Below are 22305 nucleotides of genomic sequence, written 5' to 3' on the forward strand. Positions count from 1 at the left end.
GTCTCCGGAATCAGCTCCCGCTCCAGCTCCGGCTGAGGCATCTGCTCCTCCGGCGGCCGCGCCTTCAGCTCCTGCACCTTGAGTGGCATTGTACATCTCAGTGGATGCCGCTTCCCAAGCTTTGTTCAGCTCCTCTATGGCCGGAGTTACTGCCGCTAAATCTTGAGACTGATGGGCAGTCTTCAATTTTTCCAGCGCTCCGTTGATATTGGCTTTATTGCCATCGGAAAGTTTGTCACCAAATTCCTTCAGCTGCTTCTCTGTTTGGAAAATCAGGCTGTCAGCTTGGTTTAGCTTTTCGATTTTTTCTTTCTCCTCTTTATCAGTAGCAGCATTAGCCTCTGCCTCTTTCTTCATTCTTTCGATTTCAGCATCAGAAAGTCCTGAAGAAGATTCAATTTTAATTTTCTGCTCTTTACCGGTTCCCTTATCCTTAGCGGACACATGAAGGATACCGTTGGCATCAATATCGAAAGTTACTTCGATCTGAGGCACCCCTCTTGGAGCCGGTGGGATATCCGCCAATTGGAACCTACCGATACTTCTGTTGTCCTTGGCCAAAGGTCTTTCCCCTTGAAGTACATGGATATCCACCGCAGGCTGGTTATCAGCAGCCGTGGAGAACACTTCTGACTTCTTGGAAGGAATAGTGGTATTGGCTTCAATCAATTTGGTGAACACACCACCCATGGTTTCGATACCCAAAGAAAGCGGGGTCACGTCCAGCAACAACACATCCTTTACCTCTCCTGTCAATACACCACCTTGGATCGCGGCACCAATGGCCACCACCTCATCAGGGTTTACCCCTTTAGAAGGCTTCTTACCAAAGAACTTCTCTACTTCCTCCTGTATTTTAGGGATTCTAGTAGAACCACCTACCAAGATAACCTCATCGATTTCAGAAGCAGAAAGCCCGGCGTCTGACAAAGCCTTTTTACAAGGCTCCATGGATCTCCTTACCAAAGTCTCAGAAAGTTGCTCAAACTTCGCTCTGGACAGATTTCTTACCAAGTGCTTAGGCCCTGTTTGGGTAGCGGTAATATAGGGCAGGTTGATCTCAGTAGAAGACGAACTGGAAAGTTCAATTTTGGCTTTCTCAGCTGCTTCTTTTAACCTTTGAAGCGCCATAGGGTCTTGCTTCAGGTCGATATCCTCTTCTGCTTTAAATTCAGATGCCAACCAATCAATGATTACTTGGTCAAAGTCATCCCCCCCTAGGTGAACATCACCATTGGTAGATTTCACTTCGAACACACCATCGCCCAATTCAAGGATCGAAATATCAAAGGTACCACCACCAAGGTCGTACACAGCGATCTTCATATCCCTGTCCTTTTTGTCCATACCATAGGCCAACGCCGCTGCGGTAGGCTCATTGATGATTCTTTTCACCTCCAAGCCAGCAATCTGACCGGCCTCCTTGGTAGCATGACGCTCGGCATCATTAAAGTAGGCAGGAACAGTAATGACCGCTTCAGTAACTTCCTGTCCCAAGAAGTCTTCTGCGGTGGTCTTCATCTTCTGAAGAATCATCGCGGAGATCTCCTGAGGAGTATAAGAACGGTCACCGATCTTAACGGCTACTGTATCATTTGATCCTTGCTCCACTTTATAAGAGGCGTGCTTTTTCTCATCAGACACTTCAGAGAACTTTTTCCCCATAAACCTCTTCACTGAGGAAATGGTATTTGCGGGGTTGGTGATGGCCTGTCTTTTGGCAGGATCCCCAACTTTTCTTTCACCATTTCCATTGTCCAAAAACGCTACAATAGAAGGGGTTGTTCTTCTTCCTTCACTGTTTTGGATGACCACTGGCTCGTTACCTTCCATTACGGCAACGCAAGAGTTGGTGGTCCCCAAGTCTATACCAATAATTTTTCCCATAACTTAATTTGTATTTCTTATTCTTGTTTTCTTTCTAAACTGTTCGAAATCATAGTTATCAAGTCATGTGCCAAGTCAATACCGGCCCTTTTCTGCGTCAGATTGTCAGAAAACATGACATATTCTGATAAACACCCTCCCAAAAAACTGCCATAGCAACACCCATTCGCGATAACGGCGCAAAAACCACCCCCGTTACAGCGAGCAATCCTTACCTAAAAAAGTCAATAAAAGCCCCAAAGACCGCTGGAGTCATGCCCACTTACCCCTTTCCATCCCTAGCAAATGGTACTTGGTCACATTTTCTGGGTGCGAACGTTTTTTTTACTGAAATTGATGCAACCTTTTAGACCGAGCACGTATCTAAAAGATGTAAAGCTCTCATTTTCAAATCCAACAAAAAAACGCATACTGTTGCTGGATTTTGACATTAGCGTATTTTAAGCAAGCACAAACACACAAACTAAGTAATAATGGACACTTCGTTGAAAACCGAACGCATCAAGTGGGCCTTGGTTTTTTTGATTGGATTATTGGTTTCTTTGGTAATCGGTGAATGGAGGGATGACGACAAAGAAATCAAACACCTAACACGCGCCAAGCAGCCTATACCTGAAGACAGCATCAAGCGGCCGGACCAAAGCATTTATAAATTGCTCCCTCCCTTCCCCCAGCAGCCTAAGGAATTATTCCGTTATTGATATTTATGCAGGGAATGCATTAAATTAGTCGGCTAAAAGCAAGCCATGAAAATCCAGGACATCTACATTTACCCTATAAAATCTTTGGGGGGCATACGTCTAGAGAAAGCTGAAGTGCTGACAAAAGGGTTCAAATGGGACCGTAGATGGATGCTCGTGGACAAGTCCGGCAATTTCCTCAGCCAAAGAAGCCTGCACAAAATGGCGCTGCTCCAAGTCAAACTGACACCAGAAGGTTTGTTCATCTACCACAAGCAGTCAGAAGACCTCCACTTAAAGATTCCCTTCCAGCCTGACACGGATGAATTTATTGATGTCCGCGTTTGGGATGATACAGTCAAAGGTCAAATTGTCAGTGAAACGGCAGACAACTGGTTTTCCAAAGCTCTGGGATTGCCCTGTAGATTGGTATACATGCCTGAAACCACTCCAAGAAATATAGACCTAAAATACGCTGACAATGGAGAAACGGTCAGTTTTGCAGACGCAATGCCCTATTTATTAATCGGACAGAGGTCCTTGGATGACTTAAACGACCGTTTGGAGCAAGCAGTCCCGATGAAACGCTTCCGGCCCAACCTGGTGTTTTCTGGCGGAAGTGCCTTCGAGGAAGATCACTGGAAGGAAATCCAAATAGGCAATATTAACTTTAAAGTGGCCAAACCTTGTGCCCGCTGCGTACTCACCACAGTGGACCAAGACACAGGCATTAAAGGCAAAGAACCCCTTAAAACGCTGGCCGGCTACAGGACTAAAGATAAAAAAGTGCTTTTCGGCCAAAACCTGATTGCCCTGGACTCCGGCATGCTAAAGATCGGTGATGAACTGACCGTTATGAAATAAGAAGACCTTCACCAATGATGATGAAGGCCTCCTTGTTCCAAAGAAAAGTTCCCGCTTCTTATTTCACGGCCGCAGCTCGTAGCTGAGTGCTATATTCCTTTACGGTATTGATAAATACTTTCACTTTTTCGGGATCAATATCAGGATATACCCCGTGCCCCAAATTGGCAATATGTCTTCCCGTACCAAACTCATCCAGCATTCTTTTGGTAACTTCTTCCACCTCTTCAGCTGATCCATAGAGTGCCGCAGGATCCAAGTTTCCCTGAAGGGTCTTTTCCTCTCCGATCATTCTTCTGGATTCGGCTATGCCCATATTCCAGTCCAGTCCTATGGTTTCACAATTAAGCTTGCTCATTTCCTCCCTGGCAAAGAAGGCTCCTTTTGCAAAAACGGTCACCGGAACCTCAGTGATGGCATCACATATGGCCGAAATATATTTCAATGAAAACTTATTGTATTGCTCAGGGGGCAGTATTCCGGCCCAGCTATCAAACACCTGAACCAAATTAGCTCCTGCCGCTATTTGGGCCTTGAGGTAGTTAATGGTAGATTCGGTGATCATATCCAATAGCTTCTCCGCCAGTTTTGGCTCCTTGTAAAGCATGGCGCGGGATTTTGAGAATGTTTTGCTGCCAGACCCCTCCACCATATAGGCAAAAATGGTCCAGGGGGCACCGGCAAAACCAATCAAAGGCACACGGCCATTCAATGCTTTTTTGGTAATCTTAATGGCTTCTATCACATAACCTAGATCGTCCACGCCATCAGCAACCCGCAATTTATTAAGATCGGAAGCGGAAGAAACGGTATGGGGGAATTTGGGTCCCCTCTTTTCTATCATTTCATACGGCAGCCCCATCGCTTCAGGGATCACCAAAATATCAGAAAAAATAATAGCGGCATCCACCCCTAAAAGATCTACTGGCTGTATGGTTACCTCTGCGGCCAATTTTGGTGTCTGAGCCAGCTCTATAAATCCGCTCACACTGTTTCGCACTTCACGGTATTCAGGTAAGATCCTCCCTGCCTGTCTCATCAACCAAACCGGGGTCCTTTCCACTTGCTCCCCACGGGCAGCCCTTAATAATAAGTCGTTCTTCAATTGCATGCCACAAAGATAGTTGTTACAAAGAAATTATACGAACACTCGTCTCTCGCTTTTCCAAAGTTCAGGACTTTGCTAAAACCGGGAAACAAAAAAGCCGTCGCAATTTTAGTACGACGGCTTTCTATATTATTTTATCCCTTAACGTTTCTGAAAATCTTTCTCACTGATTCCAAAATGTTTCATGGTAGCCTCATAATCGGAGTAATCCATTCTTGCATCCACATTTTCAGCTGGCACTACCACAACTCTAAACACCTGTCCTTGGGTCCATTCACTAGGCAAGGTGGCAAAATCAATAGTCCCATCCAAAAACAATCTTACATCTGTATCAGTAAAATCATAGTTATATTGCAGTATACCGTCCTGAAAATAAACCTGCTGAGGAACCAAGCGCCAAATTTCCGCTCCATCCACTTCCCAAAGAATATAGGTCAGCACGACATCGTAAGGAAATACATCAAAACCATATTCCTCAACAACCTGATAATCGTTCGAAGCATTAAAATCCACTTCAATCTCAAATGCATCGGCCACAAATATCCCTCCGTCCTGACCTGGAGGTCCTTGTGGGCCAGCTGGTCCCTCACAGGACTGAAACACCATCGTTGCGGCTACAAATACAAGCAAAAATATTCTCTTCATAATAGTGGAGTTTAGTTCTTTAATATCCTATTTACACGGCTGTCCGGAAACTTTGTTCGGCCATACCGAAATCAACTGTTTAATTTATTTACCAAAACCATACCAATTTATCCCATTTTATCCTATTCTTCCACAGGAGCCATTACCTGCACATGATCGGCCGCCAAAAGCCTGTCCACAAACATTCCTTTCAACACCAAGCCGTTTTCCTCTGCATAGTCCCTTATTGCCTTTTTCACTGCTTCGGGCCTCGGCATGACCAACTTATGATAGTTAAGGTCTGCCACCAAAATTTTCTCGCCAAACACGACTCTCTTTTCCCAACCGACTTCACCGGATTTCAGCTCCTTATCCAGCCCCACAAACACCCTCATGGTATCCAGCTTCCCGGCAGGCTCCACCTCATAAATGGTATGCATAATGGCATCAGGCACTGCTTCTTTTGCTGCCTCCACCCTTTCAAACGTCTTCCTCAGTTGCTCATCCTGCGGAGTCCCCTCATAGGTCAAGCCGTACAGCAACAGTTCTTGACCCGGGGCCTCCTCAATGGAAAAATCTTTCAATCCACCAAGATAAGCAAATACGCCAAAACCAATCAGTGCCAATATGCCTACAATGGCTACCGTCTTTTTCATTCAATATTCTTTTAACTACTACCGGACCTGAAATGCCCGGCAAATGGAAACTTTGCTCTTGCTACTTGATACTGACTACTCGATACTAAAAAAAGTACCTTGCCCCAATTCCTCCCTGTAGCTTTACATGGCCAGGACGGTCAGCCACCTCCAGATAAATCCCCAGTTCAGCAAAAGCGCTGATCGGCAGGTCTTCAAACAGGTACTCTCCTCCTCCAAAAATCTCCGGCCCGAAGTCAATATTGGTGCGTTTCTCATACATTAGATTGGCCATATCTGCCGATTGCTGATAAGCATAATCCACACTGACACTCCTCAACTGAAGCCCTGCCCCGGCATAGCCTAAAAGCGTCCCTTCACTGATATCAAACTCAGCTGTAATGTCTTCGTGATATGCCAAACGGCCATTGATGGATATACCCCCACTTGCACTGTGGTTCATATAGAAGGCACCTGGAGAAGGCTTATTGCTGTCAAACGCCTTTCTATAATAAGCAGCGCTATTGGCACTGCCACGTCCCAGCATCGCTTCAATTGAAAGTTTATCATCTATAAAAGTTTTGTAAGTCACACTCAGTGGCTCCCCCAATCTCAAACCGATAGATTGCTCTTGAGCATTTACCAACAAGGGTAAGCTGAAGATTACCAAAAACAATAATTTTTTCATATAAATTTTAAAGTGAGTTTAGTTTTCAACGGGCAAAATTAACAGCTATTATCAATCAGGACACTTTTTAAAGAGACATTTTTAGCTGACCATGGACTTCAGCTGCATCTGGTGCAACTGGGCATAATAGCCTTCCTTTTCCAGCAGGGCGTCATGCTTGCCCATTTCTTTGATTTCTCCTTTATGCAGCACAATGATGTTGTCGGCTTTCTGAATAGTAGAAAGTCTATGGGCTATGACGATGGAGGTCCTGCCCTTCATCATTTTATCTATCGCCCCCTGTATCATTTCCTCCGTCTCCGTATCCACCGAGGAGGTAGCCTCATCAAGAATGATGATCTCCGGGTTGTACACTATGGCACGCACAAAAGAGATGAGCTGTCTCTGGCCTACCGAGAGGGTGGCCCCTCTCTCCATCACATTATAATCCAATCCTCCTGGCAATCGCTCTATAAACTTCTTGGCACCTACCAACTCAGCAGCTTCCATGACCTGCTCTCTGGAGATATCCAGATTGCCCAAGGTGATATTAAAATAGATACTCTCCGAAAACAAAAATACATCCTGAAGGACCACTCCGATATGTTTCCTGAGCACTCCCAGTTCAAAATCCTTGATATCCGTCCCATCTACTTTGATTGAACCTTTGTTGATATCATAAAACCTACTGATCAGGTTGATAATGGAGGATTTCCCCGCTCCCGTAGCACCTACCAAGGCCACCATTTCTCCATGCTTCACATTGAAGTTGATATCTTTCAGCACCCACTCCTCGTCATTGTAGGCAAACCAAACATTTTCAAGTGAAATATTCCCTTTGATTTTTTCTGGCAACAGGGTCCCCTCATTGGGGATATGTTCCTTACTTTCCAGCAGTTTGAATATCCTGGAGGAGCTTACCACTCCCATTTGCAGGGTATTGAACCGGTCCGCCAACATCCTGATGGGACGGAAGAAAAGCTGAAGGTACATGATAAAGGAAATCAGGACCCCTACCTGCAAATCCAGCCCAAACACCCCGGTAGCTCCGTACCAAACCACCAAGCCTATCCCTACTGCCTGAATAATCTCCGCCACGGGATAATAAATGGCATAATAAAGCACCGACCGCACATGGGCTTTTTTGTGCTCTGTATTGATCTCCTTGAATTTTTCGAACTCCCTGTCCTCCCGGTTAAAAATCTGCACGATATTCATTCCGGTAATGTGCTCCTGAAGAAATGAGTTCAAGTTAGAAACGGCATTCCTTACATCATTGAAGGCCACTTTTACTTTTTCCTTAAACACATAAGTGGAAATAATCAGAAACGGCAAAGTACTTAAACTCACCAGGGTCAGCTTCCAATCCACCCAGAACATCACCCCCAAAATGGTTATCAGCTGCAAAAGATCCCCAATAATAGCTGCAAGCCCCTCACTGAACACATTGGAGAGGGTTTCAATATCCGAGATATTCCGCGTCACTAAGCGGCCTATGGGGGTATTGTCAAAAAACTTCAGGCGCATTTTCAATAAATGCCTGTACAGTTTAATCCTTATATCGCGGATGATCACCTGTCCAATCCACCCTGAGAGGTAGGTATGGGCAAACTGCACTATGGCCTGTAAAGTCAATAGCCCGACAAGAATATAGGTAATGCGCAACAGTCCCTCATAATCCCCAAGAGCTACGTGTTCGTCTATTGCTATCTGGATAAACAAGGGCTTGGTGGGAGCCAAAGCAGCTAAAGCAACGGTAAGGAATATTAAAAAGAAAAACCTACCTTTATAGGGCTTTACAAACTGATACAGCTTGCGCAGCACATGGGTGTCTATGATATCACCGCTTTTAACATTTTCTTTTTCTAGACTCAAAACCTCTTGTTATTTATATAAATATTTCTATAGGGTAGCTTACCTCGCTGAGATAAAGCCCTCGGGGCGGAGCTGCCGCTCCTGCATTTCCCCGGTTTTTACTTTCTAATATGGACTGGAACTCCTCCACTCCCAACTTTCCGGTACCCACCTCCACTAAAGTTCCCACAATTGCCCTGACCATCCCCCTTAAAAAACGGTTGGCCGTTATATGGAAAATCAAATGATGCTCTTTTTGTTCCCAAAAAGCGGTTTTTATTTCACATTCAAAATGGTTCACCTCTGTTTTCACCTTGCTGAAACATTCAAAATCCCGGTGACGCAAAAGCAAAGCTGCCGCCTCATTCATCCGCTCGACGTCCAGGCGGTAAAAACAATGCCAGGACAGTTCTTCTTCAAACGGATTTTTCCGCAAAGAGATATAGTATTCGTAGCTTCTCCATACGGCATCAAAACGCGCATGGGCCTCCGGATTCACTTCTTTGAGATCGTATATGCTGATATCTTTGGGCAAAACCGCATTCACTTTTTTCAAAAAGTTTTTCCTTTCCAAAGCCCCTTCTACATCAAAATGCAAAAATTGTTGCTTGCCATGCACCCCTGTATCGGTCCTTCCACTGCCCATGGTCTCCACCTTTTCCCGCAAGATGGTGGCCAAAGCCTTATTTATTTCCTCCTGCACCGTCCTTGCATTTGGCTGCAACTGCCAGCCGTGGTAGTGCGTCCCTTTGTATGCCAACTCCAGAAAATACCTTCTCCTTGTTTCCATAAGCCACAAAGATACGTTAATCGATCTCGTTTGCAACGAAGCCTCGATGGTTCTGTTTTTAGTTTTTCCCTTAAGGTTTCTCTACAAGCCCATTCCTAAAGGAATCCGGTTTCTGACAAACCGACACTTCCCTTGAAATAACTACTTCAACCTTAAAAACCTTCCCGCATTCCCACCTTCGATCTACTTCTCCTTGCTAATGTTCGAATTACCTTTTTTCTTTGTCAAAAGTTTTAAAATTCAACGATGATACAGCGTATTCAAACCATTTTCTTATTGCTGGTAGCCGTGGCGATGTTGCTGGTTACTTATTTTCCTATTTGGTCACAGGTAAATACCCAACAGACGGAGACTTTGACATTAACTGCTTGGAGCATGGTCCATATAGATGTAAGCAACGGTACGGTTCTCGAGACCACCAGCACTTTCTACATCGGCATATTGGCCATCGTCGCCGCTATAATTGCTTTGTACAGTTTGAGCCAGTTCAAAACCAGGACCAAACAAATGTTCCTAAACATGATCAATTCGCTGGTAATGGTCGTTAATCTGGGCATCATTGTCTACCAAACCTATAGTGCCAACGCGGACTTCAACCCTGCTGCCAGCGGTGCCTTTATGATAGGCTTTTATTGCATCATAGTCGCCATGGTGTTCAATATCGTTGCTAACCGCTTTATCCGAAAGGACGAGATGCTGGTAAAATCTGTGGACAGAATCCGATAAGAGTAAATCGCTCCCTACAACGGAAGGAAAGCCACCTTAAACAGGGTGGCTTTTTTTGTATCCCCACTTTATTGAGAGATCTGCCAGTGCATCACCTCCTCCCCAATGGGCTCATATCCCTACGGACACAAGTGATTTCATTGCTTTCTAACCTTGTCACTCTTGGCTTCTCGCTAGTTTTTTGATATACTGTGGGCCAAATTCTTTATTTTTAAATAAAATAAGACCCAATGAGATTCGAGACAATAGCCATACATAGCGGAAATTTGATAAGCGACCAATATAAACCCGTAATACAACCGATAACCCTAAGCACCACTTTTGAACACCAGGAGGATTCTCTCATTTATACCCGTGCCAACAACCCTAACCGGATGGCCCTGGAAGAGGTGATTGCCCGATTGGAAATGGGCAAGGCTGCAGCAGCTTTTTCCTCAGGCAATGCTGCCGGAATGGCTGTTTTTCAGGCTTTACCAACAGGAAGCCACATCATTGCCCCCACGGATATGTACCACGGGCTAAAAAAACAACTGATCGAGCTCTTTCATGACAAGCTGGAAGTCTCTTTTATCGATCTGAGCAATATTGAAAATCTCAACAAAAACCTCCAGCCCAACACCAAACTTATCTGGATTGAAAGTCCTTCAAACCCCCTGCTAAAAGTCAGTGACATCAAGGCCCTCTGCACCATCGCCAAAGAACACGGAATCACCTCCGTTTGTGACAACACCTTCGCCACGCCGGTTTTCCAAAATCCCTTGAAACTGGGAGCAGATCTGGTCATGCACAGTTCTACGAAATTCCTAAGCGGCCACAGCGACCTATTAGGGGGGCTGTTGGTCACCAAAGAAACCAACAGTTTTTGGGAGCGGATTGTCAATGTCCAAAAAACTGGGGGAGCAGTCCCTTCTCCCTTTGACTGCTACCTGCTTACAAGAAGCATCAAAACGCTGGCCTATCGCATGAAAGGGCACGCTGAACACGCAGGAGTGCTGGCCACCTTTCTCAACCAGCACAAAAACGTCGAAAAGGTATTTTATCCGGGATTACTCACCCATCCCGGACACAAGACCGCCACTCAACAAATGACAGGATATGGCGGTGTATTATCATTTTTGGTAAAAGGCACGCTCTCCGATACTGATAAAGTAATATCTCATCTAAAATTCTACAAAAATGCCACGAGCCTTGGGGGAGTGGAAAGCCTGGTCGAAAGGCGGGCAGCTGTGGAAGGTCCCAATACAAGCACCCCACCCAACCTTATCAGGGTATCTGTGGGACTGGAACATTTAGAAGACCTCCTCGAGGATATGGAAAAAGCCCTAAATCATATCGGCTAAACCATTTTAAAGCAAAAGACCATTTGCTGGTGCAAATGGTCTAATGATCTTTAACTGACTTTTACAATTTATAAAAAGTGTGTTGAATAAGTTGGATTGTTTGTACAATAGGGTGATAACAACTTTCGTGCAAAGAAAGGCATAACATTTATTATTCACAAAACTTAACCCTAAAAAAAGTACAAATTTATCCATTGAAATAATTCAATATAAATTTTCGAATTTCAAATATAAACAAGTGTCATAAATACCGATATTTTTTAATTTTATCTTCACCCCATCTTCTTACATCATCCAGCCCATCCTTCCCTATCCAAACTTCTATACTGGATGGCCTCTGCCAAATGCTCCACTTTAATCTCCTCACTCGAGGATAAATCCGCTATTGTTCTGGAAACTTTTAATATCCTATCATAAGCCCTGGCGGACAAGCCCAGCCGCTCCATTGCCGTTTTCAACAAAGCTTTCCCCCCCTCATTGATTTGACAAACCTCTTTCACCATGTGCGATGGCATCATCGCATTGCAGTAGACATCCTTGTACTCCTGAAAGCGCTGCACCTGTCTATCCCTGCCAGCAACCACCCGCTCACGGATAACTGAGCTCTTTTCCGCTTTTTTCAGGGAAGTCATTTCATCAAACTTCACCGGTGTGACTTCTACGTGAAGGTCAATCCGGTCCAACAAGGGACCACTTACTTTGTTCAGATAACGCTGCACCACTCCCGGACCGCAGACACATTCTTTGTCTGGATGATTATAGTATCCGCAGGGACAAGGATTCATAGATGCTATCAACATAAAATTGGCAGGATAATCCACTGACACCTTGGCCCTGCTAATGGTCACCTGTCGTTCCTCCAAAGGCTGCCTCATTACCTCCAGTACCGTTCTTTTGAATTCCGGAAGTTCATCCAGAAACAACACCCCGTTATGGGACAGGGAAATTTCCCCTGGCTGTGGATTTCCCCCACCTCCCACCAAGGCCACATCGCTGATGGTATGGTGGGGTGATCTAAACGGCCGTTGGGCTATTAAAGATGCCTCACATCCCAGTTTCCCGGCAACAGAATGTATTTTGGTGGTTTCCAATGCCTCCTGCAAGGTCATAGGAGGCAAAATGGACGGCAACCGTTTGGCCAGCATGGTCTTCCCAGCTCCCGGAGGGCCTACCATCACGACATTATGCCCACCGGCAGCGGCAATTTCCATTGCCCTTTTGATGGTGTCCTGCCCCTGGACATCCGCAAAATCAAATTCGTAGTCTTCCAAGGAGTTATAAAACACATCCCTGGTATCGGTGACCATCGGTGTTATCTCCACCTCTCCCTCCATAAAGCCAATCGCTTCCTGCAGGTTTTCCACCCCAATCACATCCAAATTATTGACAATGGAAGCTTCCGAAGCATTCGCATAAGGCAAAATGACCCCTTTGAAACCTCTTTTCCGGGCCTCTATCGCAATGGGAAGTACTCCTTTGATCGGGCGAAGGTTACCGTCAAGGGACAGTTCTCCCATTATGATGTACTGCTCCAGCTCTTGAAAGGAAACCTGCTCTGAGGCCTTTAGAATCCCCATTGCTATCGGAAGATCATAAGCAGAGCCTTCTTTTCGAATGTCCGCGGGTGCCAGGTTCACCACTACTTTCTGCCGTGGCATTCTATACCCAAAATACTTCAATGCAGACTCTACTCGCTGTTGGCTTTCCTTGACAGCACTGTCCGGAAGTCCTACCATATAAAAATTGGTTCCTTGCCCTACATTTACCTCTACTGTAATCAGCTTGGCATCCACCCCGGATACCGTACTTCCAAAAGTCTTTGCTACCATGGCCGTATTTTCTAAATAATAAAAAAGGAAATCTCCGATCGGGATTTCCTAATATACTAATTTTATACCAGTTGTTCTTGTTGGTTTTACTTGATGTTTTGTCTTGGCTTGATCACAGATCCTTCCGTATCCTCATCTTCTGGGACTGTCGGCATGCTTGGCTTGGAGACCTGCTTGCTTTGCTCCCAGTCATAGAGCTTGGCCTTTAAATTATTGTTTTCCTGCTCCATTTTCCTGATCTTCCTGTTGAGACCGTTGGCGTACATACCCTGAAACATCCAGGCCACCAGATACAAGACGAATCCGACAAGCAGCCAGATCACCACTTTTCCAGCAGTAAGCTCCTGCACCCCAAAGCCGTTTTTCACACTGTCAAACGCAAGGAAGAAGACCAAGGCCACCCCAAAAAATAGCGCTACCAAAAGCTGAAATATGCCTGTTACTTTTTTCATAGTTATAAAATTACGTTTACCAACCTAATATACTAAACTGACTGCATTGAGGAAAGTTTCTTATATAAACCTTCTCGGGCAATTAATTCCTCATGGGTGCCCCGCTCCACTATCTGCCCTCTTTGTACCACCAATATCTCATCGGCATGCTGGATGGTGCTCAGCCGATGGGCGATCACAAGCGTGGTCCTATTGGCCATCAACTTGGCCAGGGCTTCCTGAACCAGTCTCTCTGATTCTGAATCCAAAGCGGAAGTAGCTTCATCCAAAATCAAAATAGGGGGATTTTTCAATACTGCCCGGGCGATGCTCAGGCGCTGACGCTGCCCCCCTGAAAGCTTGCTTCCCCTTTCCCCGATATTGGTCTGATACCCATTTTCCAGTTGCACGATAAATTCATGGGCATTGGCAATTTTGGCCGCTTCCACCACGGCTTCTTCGGAAACCTCTTTCAGCCCAAAAGCGATATTATTAAAAACAGTATCGTTGAAAAGGATGGACTCCTGTGTTACGATCCCTATCTGGCTCCTCAAATCTTCGATAGCGTACTGCCTGACATCTGTACCGTCTAAGCTCACGGTCCCTTTTACAGGATCATAAAACCGGGGCACGAGGTCTGCAATGGTGGATTTCCCTCCACCTGAGGGGCCTACCAAGGCGATAGTCTTCCCCTTTTGCAGGGTAAAGTCAATCTTTTTCAACACCAATTCCTGCCCATAGCCAAAGTCCACCCCCTCAAAGGTTATTACCCGGTCAAAGCCGGCCAACTTCCGCGGGTTTGATGGGTCCTGAATTTCCGGACGTGTATCTATCACCTTAAAAATCCGCTCCGCCGAGGCCAATCCTCTCTGTACAGTGCTCATCGCCCGGGATATTTCTTTGGCCGGGTTTAACACCTGGGTAAACAAAATGATATAAGCCAAAAACTCACTGGCACTCAAGTCGGAGGCATTGTTCAAAACAAGACTACCTCCATACAGTAAAATTCCGGCCACTACAAACACCCCCAAAAACTGGGAAATCGGAGAGGCCAGCTCATTTCTTCTGGCCATGGAAACATTAATAGTGGAATAGCGGTCGGTCTCTACATCGAACTTATCGTACACATAACCCCGCGCCCCGAAAGCCTTGACCACCCGCATGCCACCAATGGTCTCGTCCAGGATGTTCACTATCCTACCTAGTGATTCCTGGCTTTCGACGGCTTTCTTTTTTAACCGCTTGGTAATCCCGCCGATAATGGCGCCAGAAAAGGGAATGATCAAAATGGTAAACAGGGTCAGCTTTACCGACATGAAAAACAAGGCCCCAAAATAAAGGATAATCGTCACCGGTTCCCGAAACACCACTCTTAGGGACTGTACCACGCTGTTCTCCACCTCCTGAACATCATTGGTCATTTTAGACATCAGGTCTCCCTTCCGCTCGTTGGAAAAATAACCAATATGCATACTGCTTACCTGGTCAAAGATATGCATGCGCATCTTTTTGATTACATCGGCCCGGACCTTTGCCAGCAAGACCCCCGACAAGTAGGCAAACATATTCGACAGGAATACTGACACCACGATGATGATGCAGACATACACCAAGGTTCCGAATTTACCATATTCGGCTGCTACCCGAATAAAATAGTGGTTAAACAGGTGCATGAAATATTCTATGGTAAACGAAAACTCCGGTTGTTCGGCATATTTCTTAAGCTCAGCGGGATCCACCTGCTCAAAAATCACATCAAAAAGCGGCTTCAATAAAGTAAAATTGAGCAAACCAAATATGATCGCCAGCAGAGCATAGATGACATATAAAGGCAAATACCTCCTAAAAGGACGTGCATAAGCCAAAATTCTAAAATAAGTCTTCATTGATCTGTATAGGAGTTCTCCTATATTATTGATTAGTAATTAAATTCCTCCCTGGAGATGTTTAGCCTAAGAGACAGCTGCGAATATTGCGTGGTTTCAGCAGCATCAAGATCTTGGGCGGTTCTTCTCCTATAGCTATGGCCTACATCCAAAAAGAGGTTATGTTTTAGCATGTAGGTAGCGGTCACATTTCCCAACAGCACCCTATTTTCTACCCCCTGTCCGATCGTATGACCAAACAAGCCCATACCTTCGGTACCTTCAAGGCGGTTTTTCAGTAAATCACCTCCATAATTGGTGGCCTCATCGGGATCAGCTCCGTAATAATGGTATACTCCCGTAAAATTAAGAGAAAGTTTTGGAATGGGTTGATATCGTAGGACACTTATGGCCTCCCTAAAATTAGCTCCCATAGGATGGGCCAAAGGGGTTCTATAACTGGTATAAGCTTGGTATTCCTCTTTTTCCTGATAGGTATAAGGCCTTGCCTGGTTATATTCCAATTGCAGATCCAAATTGGGAACGCCAAACACATTGATATACTTATATCCTAACTGCATCCCATGTTTGTTTCTCTTGGAATTTTCACCATCCACACCAAAAAACTCCCCAAACACAAACTCATCCAAGGTAAATTGGCCATAAAGCTGCATTCCATTTATAAAGTTCCACTTAAAATCCGTGCCCAACAGTACCTGATCCGGTGTCCCCAGCTGGTGCTCCACCCATCTGTAAAATATGACAGGGTTATAATAGCTCCAGTCTGCCTTATTGGACATCACGGATTCGTAAACGCCCAAATTAAACCGCTTGCCAAGATCGATCCCCAAACGGTGCATCGAATACCATTTTTTAGGATAACGTCCGTCGGTTGGCCTTCCTCGGGCGTCCAAAAACACATCGGCATTCATCTGTGCCCATAAGTTGGTGTACTGCAGCTTCCATACCCGCGTATTCACCTTGAAAAACATATAGGCATTGGAAAAATCGGACAAAACCATCGACCGGTAACCTTCCCCGATAAAATTCCTGTCGTGCCCCATCTGCACAGATATGTGCTTACTCACCTGAGCGGTCACGTAGCCTGTCGCAGAGAAATAACTATAGCCGTTATCCCCATAAGGCTTCCAAAAGCCCTGTCCGGGCACCGCCCCATTTTTGCGCGCATATCTTCCGGTCCAAGAAGGAAACAAGACCTCGTTGGTGCTTAGGAAAGTATAAAAGCCTACTTTCCGGTCGATGCTCCCGCGAACAGCCACTCCACGGGTATTCCTAAAATTGAACTCTTCTTCTGAGGATTCCTTTCCTCCCCTAAAATAAATCACTGGATTTACATGTACATCCACCACCTCGTTACGGTGGTGATAAAAATCTGAAGGCCTCTTATAAATCCCCTTCCACAGTGGCGCTTTCGAAAAGTCAGTACTTTCCTCTACAAACTCCCAGTTATCATTTTTAAGATAATTAAAGTTAAATGCATCCACGCGTCCCTGATTCTCGGGTACTATTTTTTCGAGCAGCTTCCCCACATCATCCCTTCTGTAAGGCTTGACCACCGTATGAAATTCCTTCAAATGCTCTCCCTGAAGAACCTGATAGCGGTCCAGCAAGTGATAATAATCCCTGTTATAATTGATGTATGCACTTTGGGCCTGGCCCCATAAAGGCAGAAAAGCTACAAGTAAGGCAACAAATAAAGCTCTTTTCATTGATCGATCGTTTATTACGATAAATGGGATTTCTTTTCTTTCCGAAAAACAATAATAAATGAAACCGCTGGCTTTTCTATAAAAAGATGACAAAAACCGTTTCCCACAACAAAACCGGCACCAGTGGACAAAAACCAAGGACTCCCCATGGAAAACCATTTTATTTTATCATCTTTGCCGAATAATAGCCAGCTGAAAACCTTTTGGTTAAATAATTCATTGATAAAGATTTGGAGGCTTTTGCAAAAAAGGATAACTTTGTGCCTCCATTTGAAAAAGCGATAAAAAAATATAAATAGGGATTACCATGAAAAAAGACATTCATCCAAACTACAGAGAGGTTGTTTTTTATGACACTTCCAGTGAATATAAATTCCTTACCAAGTCTACCATTGAAACTAACGAAACAATCACATGGGAAGACGGGAATGAGTATCCGGTTTACAAAATAGAAGTAAGCTCCAACTCTCACCCATTCTATACTGGTAAGAAGATGCTATTGGACACTGCTGGTCGAGTAGAGAAATTCAACAGAAGATACAAGAAGAAGTAAGCAATTACTTTTTAGTAAAAAGTATTTTAAAAGTCTCTTGGAAATTGTATTCCGAGAGACTTTTCTATTTTTGTACCATGGAGTCAATTACATTATTTGATGATCCCGCTTACCGAGGATCCCTTTTGCCGTTTACTTTTACACGCCCTGTCGCTGATATCCGGGTCGGAATCCTAAAGATCAGTGAAAAGTGGGAAAAACACCTTGACACCGAGGCAGGTTATTACACTCAGGATTATTTAAAAGAGAAATTCCCCCTAAAAGAGGGAGGCACACTCTTTATCAATGGAGGCTTATGTCCCGACCATGGTTTGATCAGCGCTATCAAAACACTTCCAAAAGGCACTGCCCTTTTTAAGGACCAGACCTTATTGGCGGCCTATATTGACAAACCTGAGTCCTTTGCTATAGAGGAAGTCAAGAGCAACAATAAAACAGAACAATTTGAAGGTGACATCACCTTGATCCATAGAAACTGGCACATTTTCCAGTTCAATGCGCTGGAGCTGAGAAAAGATTTTGTACTCATCACCACCAACAGGGAAAGCAAAGCAATAGACGACCCACATACAGCGGTCTACAACCCTGATATGATTTTTGTGGAAGAAGGTGCAAAAATCAGGGCTGCAGTACTCAACGCTGAAGACGGGCCGATATACATCGGCAAGAACGCCCAGGTACAAGAAGGCGCTTTGATAAAAGGCCCCTTTGCTCTGTGCGAAGGCTCCACCGTCAACATGGGGGGTAAAATGAGGGGAGACAGCACCATCGGGCCTTTTTCTAAAGTTGGCGGGGAAGTTTCCAACTCCGTTATCTTTGGTTATAGCAACAAGGGACACGATGGCTTTATGGGCAATACCGTAGTGGGCGAATGGTGCAATTTCGGAGCGGACACCAATATTTCCAACCTCAAAAACAACTACGCCCCAGTAAAGGTCTGGGATTACACCAAAGGAGGTTTCAGCAATACCGGCCTGCAGTTCTGTGGACTGATGATGGGCGACCATTCCAAATGCGGCATCAATACCATGTTCAATACCGGAACGGTAATCGGTGTTGGAGCCAATGTTTTTGGTGATGGATTTCCAAGAAACTTTATCCCTTCTTTTTCCTGGGGAGGAGCGGCCGGATTTTCCACTTTCCAGTTCAGGAAGTTTGAAGACACCGCCACCAAAGTCATGGAAAGAAGAGGCTACTCCTTTGATCATAAAGAAAAAGCCCTGTTGCAAAAGGTCTTTGACATGACCAAAGCGTACAGAATTTGGGACAAAGAGGGCTAAGAACGTTTGACATATGCTATTTTCATCCATTCCCGGGTTAGAAGAAACTAAAGAAAAACTTATTCAGGCTATTAGGAACAATCATTTGGCTCACGCCCTGCTGTTCCACGGCCCTGAAGGTGCTGCCAATTTAAAAATGGCCTTGGCGGTGGCCACTTACATCAACTGTGAAAACCCGGGAGAAAATGATGCATGTGGCACTTGTGCCTCCTGTCAGAAAATGGAAAAACTGATCCATCCTGACCAAAGCTTTACCTTTCCCGTCCCGGGCAGCCTGATAAAGGAAGACGATGATGGAAACGGCAAAAAAACCGACATCCTCGGCCCTTGGCGTGAATTCGTCCTTCAGCGTCCTTATGGCAACTTACAGGACTGGATTTATCATAACGGCTTTGAAAAAAAGCAACTGAACATTTCCAAGGCAGCAGCCAAGCAGATCATCAGAACCGTTTCTCTAAAGTCCTTTGAAGGAGGATATAAGATCATTATGGTCTGGATGCCGGAATACCTCCATACCTCCTCGGCCAATGCCCTGCTGAAGGTCTTGGAAGAGCCACCTGAAAAGACCCTGTTCCTTATGGTGGCCCATCAGCCCGAGCAGCTGCTCACCACGATTCTTTCCAGGACCCAAAAAGTGCTGGTTAGGGCATTTTCAGATGAAGAGATCAAAGGACACCTGATCGAAAGGGGCCTTTGCTCCAAAGAAGCAGCCCTTCAGATTGCCCCGCTTGCCAATGGCAATATGCGGGAAGCCTATAGACTCGCTGACCAGGTGGTGGACGAAAACACCGCCAAATTCCGTGATTGGATGAGAATTTGTTTTACCTTGGACATTAATAGTATCATGTCATGGTCGGACAATTTTCAGGCCATTGACAAGGAAGGGCAAAAAGCCTTATTCCTTACAGGGCTGAACATCCTTCGGGAAAGTCTCTTAAAAAGGAGCCAGCTGGAAAACCTGATGAGGACCGCCCCTTCAGACATGGAATTCGTGGAAAATTTCAGCCTAAAAGCGCTGACAGAAAACAAAATCATGCGCATTTACGAATTACTCAATAAGGCCCATTATCACCTTGAAAGGAATGCCAATGCAAAGATCTTATTTGCCGACCTTTCCTTTGATATGGCCAAAGTCCTTAGAAAAAAGGAAACAGCATGAAAAAGCACCTGATAGGAAGAAGAGAAAAAATAAGCCTTCCCGAATGGGATCTTCACCTGATCTCTGCCAAAGTGGACACGGGAGCATATACCAATGCCATACATTGTGAATGGATGGAGGAAAAGCTGCTTCATGGAAAAAAAATCCTTGAATTCAAGCTCCTTTCTTCCAAACACCGTCTTTTCAACGACAAACTGATACAGACAGAAAAGTACAGCCTGAAAAAGGTAAAAAATTCCTTTGGCGGAGCGGAGCTCCGTTACAAAGTCACCACTTCGGTGGTAATGTTTGACGAGGAGTTTGAAACGGAGTTTACCTTATCCGACCGCGCCAAAATGCGCAACGCCATTCTACTGGGGAGAAAAATGCTTAAAGGACGCTTCATCGTAGATGTAGACCAAACCAATCTTTCCAAAAAATCAAAAGCTTCGCAGCAATGAAAATAGCCGTATTATCCCGAAACCCAAATCTTTACTCCACCAAGCGGCTTCGTGAGGCCATTGAGGCCGCAGGCCATGAGGCCATGATCATTGACCATTCCCTGTGTGACCTGGTCATTGAGCAGGAAGGCCCTTCGATTTTTTACAAAGGGGAAAAACTTCAAGGAATTGATGCCATCATCCCGAGGATCGGTGCATCAGTCACCTTCTATGGAACTGCCGTGGTAAGGCAGTTTGAGCTAATGGGGGCATTTTCCGCCGTGGAATCCCAGGCCATTGTCCGCAGCCGGGACAAACTGAGAAGTTTGCAGATTCTCTCCAGGGCGGGACTGGGCATGCCCAAAACTGCCTTCACCAATTTTTCAAAAGGAGGAGAAAAACAGTTGATCGATAAAGTGGGCGGCGCCCCACTGATCATCAAACTGCTGGAAGGAACCCAAGGGCTCGGAGTGGTTTTGGCAGAAACCAGAAAAGCAGGGCAGTCCGTAATTGAAGCCTTTCACGGGCTAAAAGCCAGGATCATTGTCCAGGAATTCATCAAGGAGGCCAAAGGAGCCGACATCAGGGCCTTTGTCGTCAACGGCAGAGTGGTAGGAGCCATGAAGCGCCAAGGCGAAGAAGGAGAGTTCCGCTCCAACCTGCACCGCGGAGGAAAAGCCACCGTCATCAAACTTTCGACTGCCGAACGAAAAGCCGCGCTGAGCGCTGCAAAGGCCCTTGGCCTGGCAGTGGCCGGCGTTGACATGCTTCAATCAGCCCGTGGACCACTGATCCTGGAAGTGAATAGCTCTCCCGGACTGGAGGGCATTGAAAAGGCCACAGGCATCGACATTGCAGGGAAAATCATCGAGTTCATCGAATCTTCCGCGAGCAAAAAATCGACTAAAAGTAAAATCAAAGAATAATGCAACCTATCAAAATAGGCACCAGAGGCAGCAAGCTGGCGCTTTTCCAAGCTTACCATATTGCCGACTTACTCAATGCCGAGGGCCTGACTACCGAGATCGTAACCATAGAAACCAAAGGGGACAAAATTCTGGATGTCTCCATTTCAAAAATAGGAAGTAAGGGAGTCTTTACCGAGGAGCTGGAAGAGCAGCTGGCCAATGGGGAGGTGGACATCGCCGTACACAGTGCCAAAGACATGCCCTCTTCGCTTCCCGAAGGCTTTGAACTCATTTCCTTTACCGAACGAGAAAAAGTCAATGACATTATTCTCAGCCATAAGCAGGAAATCGATTACAAAAACCCCGATAAACCGCTTCTGCTAGGGACTTCTTCCACCCGAAGAGTGGCCACTTTAAAGCACTTTTATCCCCATATCAAAACGGTGGAAGTAAGGGGCAACCTGCAGACCAGGATCAAAAAGATGGAATCCGGCGTTTGTGATGCGCTCTTGCTGGCCTATGCCGGTGCCCACCGCATGGGATACGATGACCTGATCAGGCATGAACTTTCCCTGGAGGAATTCACTCCTGCTGTGGGACAGGGCAGTATTGCCGTGGAAGCCTCCGAGCGCCTGAACGGAGAACTGAGACAGCGGATCATCAAGGCCACCCACCATGAAGTGACCGGCTATAGGCTTAGGGCTGAGAGAAGCTACCTCAAGGTATTGGAAGGAGGATGCAGCATCCCGGTATTCTGCCTGGCAGACTATAAAGATGGCCAAATCCACCTTAATGGAGGCATCGTGAGCCTGGATGGAAAGGAGCGCCTCCATGACAGCATTTCAGGTCCCGCAGAACAGGCAGAAAGTCTGGGCAGAACATTGGCAGAAAAAATCCTGCAAATGGGCGGTGACCGGATCCTTTCCGATATCAAAAAGAACCTTAATAAGTAATCC

Annotated in this window: 21 protein-coding genes; 10 read left to right on the plus strand and 11 right to left on the minus strand. The window is 45.5% G+C overall.

The window, feature by feature from the left end:
* Positions 1 to 1887 (minus strand): molecular chaperone DnaK (gene dnaK, locus ACYVAA_RS10615; protein ID WP_460541364.1); only part of this gene is annotated, 1887 nt, incomplete at its 3' end.
* Between the two features lie 473 nt (positions 1888 to 2360).
* On the opposite strand from dnaK, the gene ACYVAA_RS10620 reads away from it, so the two are divergent.
* On the plus strand, positions 2361 to 2588 hold the full coding sequence (locus tag ACYVAA_RS10620; RefSeq protein WP_460541366.1) for a hypothetical protein: 228 nt from the start codon (positions 2361 to 2363) through the stop codon (positions 2586 to 2588).
* A 45-nt stretch (positions 2589 to 2633) separates the two neighbouring features.
* Positions 2634 to 3431 carry an MOSC domain-containing protein gene (locus ACYVAA_RS10625; RefSeq protein ID WP_460541368.1) on the plus strand — a complete coding sequence of 266 codons (798 nt, stop codon included), beginning with the start codon at positions 2634 to 2636 and terminating at the stop codon, positions 3429 to 3431.
* A gap of 58 nt (positions 3432 to 3489) precedes the next feature.
* Here the strand turns inward: ACYVAA_RS10625 and hemE are convergent, their stop codons facing one another.
* The 6 genes from hemE to truA all read right to left on the minus strand — a co-directional run bounded on the left by hemE (position 3490) and on the right by truA (position 9109).
* Complete coding sequence (hemE, locus tag ACYVAA_RS10630; protein WP_460541370.1) at positions 3490 to 4542, minus strand: uroporphyrinogen decarboxylase; 1053 nt, start codon at positions 4540 to 4542, stop codon at positions 3490 to 3492.
* Positions 4543 to 4680: 138 nt separating this feature from the next.
* Entirely contained in the window at positions 4681 to 5184 is a 504-nt protein-coding gene (locus ACYVAA_RS10635; RefSeq protein WP_460541372.1) for a hypothetical protein, read from the minus strand.
* 122 nt (positions 5185 to 5306) lie between these two features.
* Positions 5307 to 5819 (minus strand): hypothetical protein, encoded by a 513-nt coding sequence (locus ACYVAA_RS10640; protein WP_460541374.1) that lies wholly within the window; start codon positions 5817 to 5819, stop codon positions 5307 to 5309.
* 85 nt (positions 5820 to 5904) lie between these two features.
* The gene (locus ACYVAA_RS10645) at positions 5905 to 6486 is read right to left on the minus strand and encodes a hypothetical protein (RefSeq protein ID WP_460541377.1); all 582 of its coding nucleotides are present in this window, start codon (positions 6484 to 6486) and stop codon (positions 5905 to 5907) included.
* Positions 6487 to 6567: 81 nt separating this feature from the next.
* Positions 6568 to 8340, minus strand: coding sequence for an ABC transporter ATP-binding protein (locus ACYVAA_RS10650; protein WP_460541379.1), 1773 nt, complete (start codon positions 8338 to 8340; stop codon positions 6568 to 6570).
* Positions 8341 to 8353: 13 nt separating this feature from the next.
* Positions 8354 to 9109 carry a tRNA pseudouridine synthase A gene (gene truA, locus ACYVAA_RS10655; protein WP_460541381.1) on the minus strand — a complete coding sequence of 252 codons (756 nt, stop codon included), beginning with the start codon at positions 9107 to 9109 and terminating at the stop codon, positions 8354 to 8356.
* 246 nt (positions 9110 to 9355) lie between these two features.
* Between truA and ACYVAA_RS10660 the strand changes: the two genes are divergently transcribed.
* Both ACYVAA_RS10660 and ACYVAA_RS10665 read left to right on the plus strand, forming a co-directional pair.
* Positions 9356 to 9835, plus strand: coding sequence for a DUF4293 domain-containing protein (locus ACYVAA_RS10660; RefSeq protein WP_460541383.1), 480 nt, complete (start codon positions 9356 to 9358; stop codon positions 9833 to 9835).
* A gap of 230 nt (positions 9836 to 10065) precedes the next feature.
* Positions 10066 to 11175, plus strand: a complete 1110-nt coding sequence (locus ACYVAA_RS10665; protein WP_460541385.1) for a trans-sulfuration enzyme family protein — start codon at positions 10066 to 10068, stop codon at positions 11173 to 11175.
* 290 nt (positions 11176 to 11465) lie between these two features.
* On the opposite strand, the gene ACYVAA_RS10670 is transcribed toward ACYVAA_RS10665, so the two are convergent.
* From ACYVAA_RS10670 to ACYVAA_RS10685, 4 genes are all read right to left on the minus strand, one after another.
* Entirely contained in the window at positions 11466 to 13004 is a 1539-nt protein-coding gene (locus ACYVAA_RS10670; RefSeq protein WP_460541387.1) for a YifB family Mg chelatase-like AAA ATPase, read from the minus strand.
* Positions 13005 to 13090: 86 nt separating this feature from the next.
* Positions 13091 to 13456 (minus strand): hypothetical protein, encoded by a 366-nt coding sequence (locus ACYVAA_RS10675; RefSeq protein ID WP_460541389.1) that lies wholly within the window; start codon positions 13454 to 13456, stop codon positions 13091 to 13093.
* A 32-nt stretch (positions 13457 to 13488) separates the two neighbouring features.
* Positions 13489 to 15321: an ABC transporter ATP-binding protein gene (locus tag ACYVAA_RS10680; RefSeq protein ID WP_460541392.1), complete on the minus strand. Its 1833-nt coding sequence runs from the start codon at positions 15319 to 15321 to the stop codon at positions 13489 to 13491.
* Between the two features lie 32 nt (positions 15322 to 15353).
* Positions 15354 to 17030, minus strand: coding sequence for a hypothetical protein (locus ACYVAA_RS10685; RefSeq protein ID WP_460541395.1), 1677 nt, complete (start codon positions 17028 to 17030; stop codon positions 15354 to 15356).
* Positions 17031 to 17337: 307 nt separating this feature from the next.
* Here ACYVAA_RS10685 and ACYVAA_RS10690 point away from each other — a divergent pair, with 307 nt between their 5' ends.
* The 6 genes from ACYVAA_RS10690 to hemC all read left to right on the plus strand — a co-directional run bounded on the left by ACYVAA_RS10690 (position 17338) and on the right by hemC (position 22302).
* The gene (locus ACYVAA_RS10690; protein WP_460541399.1) at positions 17338 to 17583 is read left to right on the plus strand and encodes a 50S ribosomal protein L31; all 246 of its coding nucleotides are present in this window, start codon (positions 17338 to 17340) and stop codon (positions 17581 to 17583) included.
* Between the two features lie 77 nt (positions 17584 to 17660).
* Complete coding sequence (locus ACYVAA_RS10695; protein WP_460541401.1) at positions 17661 to 18863, plus strand: GlmU family protein; 1203 nt, start codon at positions 17661 to 17663, stop codon at positions 18861 to 18863.
* Between the two features lie 13 nt (positions 18864 to 18876).
* Positions 18877 to 20022, plus strand: a complete 1146-nt coding sequence (locus tag ACYVAA_RS10700; RefSeq protein WP_460541403.1) for a DNA polymerase III subunit — start codon at positions 18877 to 18879, stop codon at positions 20020 to 20022.
* Positions 20019 to 20462 (plus strand): ATP-dependent zinc protease family protein, encoded by a 444-nt coding sequence (locus ACYVAA_RS10705; protein ID WP_460541406.1) that lies wholly within the window; start codon positions 20019 to 20021, stop codon positions 20460 to 20462. Before ACYVAA_RS10700 ends, ACYVAA_RS10705 begins: the two co-directional genes overlap by 4 nt.
* Positions 20459 to 21367 carry a 30S ribosomal protein S6--L-glutamate ligase gene (rimK, locus tag ACYVAA_RS10710; RefSeq protein WP_460541408.1) on the plus strand — a complete coding sequence of 303 codons (909 nt, stop codon included), beginning with the start codon at positions 20459 to 20461 and terminating at the stop codon, positions 21365 to 21367. Before ACYVAA_RS10705 ends, rimK begins: the two co-directional genes overlap by 4 nt.
* A complete protein-coding gene (hemC, locus tag ACYVAA_RS10715; RefSeq protein WP_460541411.1) occupies positions 21367 to 22302 on the plus strand; it encodes a hydroxymethylbilane synthase in 936 nt (311 codons plus the stop codon). Before rimK ends, hemC begins: the two co-directional genes overlap by 1 nt.
* The last annotated feature ends 3 nt before the right edge of the window (positions 22303 to 22305 follow it).

The organism is Echinicola sediminis, assembly GCF_054777495.1.

Coding starts and splice junctions, on each gene's coding strand:
- truA (WP_460541381.1), bottom strand. CDS start 9,109: ATGGAAACAAGGAGAAGGTATTTTCTGGAGTTGGCATACAAAGGGACG.
- ACYVAA_RS10660 (WP_460541383.1), top strand. CDS start 9,356: ATGATACAGCGTATTCAAACCATTTTCTTATTGCTGGTAGCCGTGGCG.
- ACYVAA_RS10700 (WP_460541403.1), top strand. CDS start 18,877: ATGCTATTTTCATCCATTCCCGGGTTAGAAGAAACTAAAGAAAAACTT.
- ACYVAA_RS10675 (WP_460541389.1), bottom strand. CDS start 13,456: ATGAAAAAAGTAACAGGCATATTTCAGCTTTTGGTAGCGCTATTTTTT.
- rimK (WP_460541408.1), top strand. CDS start 20,459: ATGAAAATAGCCGTATTATCCCGAAACCCAAATCTTTACTCCACCAAG.
- ACYVAA_RS10640 (WP_460541374.1), bottom strand. CDS start 5,819: ATGAAAAAGACGGTAGCCATTGTAGGCATATTGGCACTGATTGGTTTT.
- hemE (WP_460541370.1), bottom strand. CDS start 4,542: ATGCAATTGAAGAACGACTTATTATTAAGGGCTGCCCGTGGGGAGCAA.
- ACYVAA_RS10620 (WP_460541366.1), top strand. CDS start 2,361: ATGGACACTTCGTTGAAAACCGAACGCATCAAGTGGGCCTTGGTTTTT.
- ACYVAA_RS10685 (WP_460541395.1), bottom strand. CDS start 17,030: ATGAAAAGAGCTTTATTTGTTGCCTTACTTGTAGCTTTTCTGCCTTTA.
- ACYVAA_RS10635 (WP_460541372.1), bottom strand. CDS start 5,184: ATGAAGAGAATATTTTTGCTTGTATTTGTAGCCGCAACGATGGTGTTT.
- ACYVAA_RS10690 (WP_460541399.1), top strand. CDS start 17,338: ATGAAAAAAGACATTCATCCAAACTACAGAGAGGTTGTTTTTTATGAC.
- hemC (WP_460541411.1), top strand. CDS start 21,367: ATGCAACCTATCAAAATAGGCACCAGAGGCAGCAAGCTGGCGCTTTTC.
- ACYVAA_RS10705 (WP_460541406.1), top strand. CDS start 20,019: ATGAAAAAGCACCTGATAGGAAGAAGAGAAAAAATAAGCCTTCCCGAA.
- ACYVAA_RS10670 (WP_460541387.1), bottom strand. CDS start 13,004: ATGGTAGCAAAGACTTTTGGAAGTACGGTATCCGGGGTGGATGCCAAG.
- ACYVAA_RS10695 (WP_460541401.1), top strand. CDS start 17,661: ATGGAGTCAATTACATTATTTGATGATCCCGCTTACCGAGGATCCCTT.
- ACYVAA_RS10665 (WP_460541385.1), top strand. CDS start 10,066: ATGAGATTCGAGACAATAGCCATACATAGCGGAAATTTGATAAGCGAC.
- ACYVAA_RS10625 (WP_460541368.1), top strand. CDS start 2,634: ATGAAAATCCAGGACATCTACATTTACCCTATAAAATCTTTGGGGGGC.
- ACYVAA_RS10645 (WP_460541377.1), bottom strand. CDS start 6,486: ATGAAAAAATTATTGTTTTTGGTAATCTTCAGCTTACCCTTGTTGGTA.
- ACYVAA_RS10680 (WP_460541392.1), bottom strand. CDS start 15,321: ATGAAGACTTATTTTAGAATTTTGGCTTATGCACGTCCTTTTAGGAGG.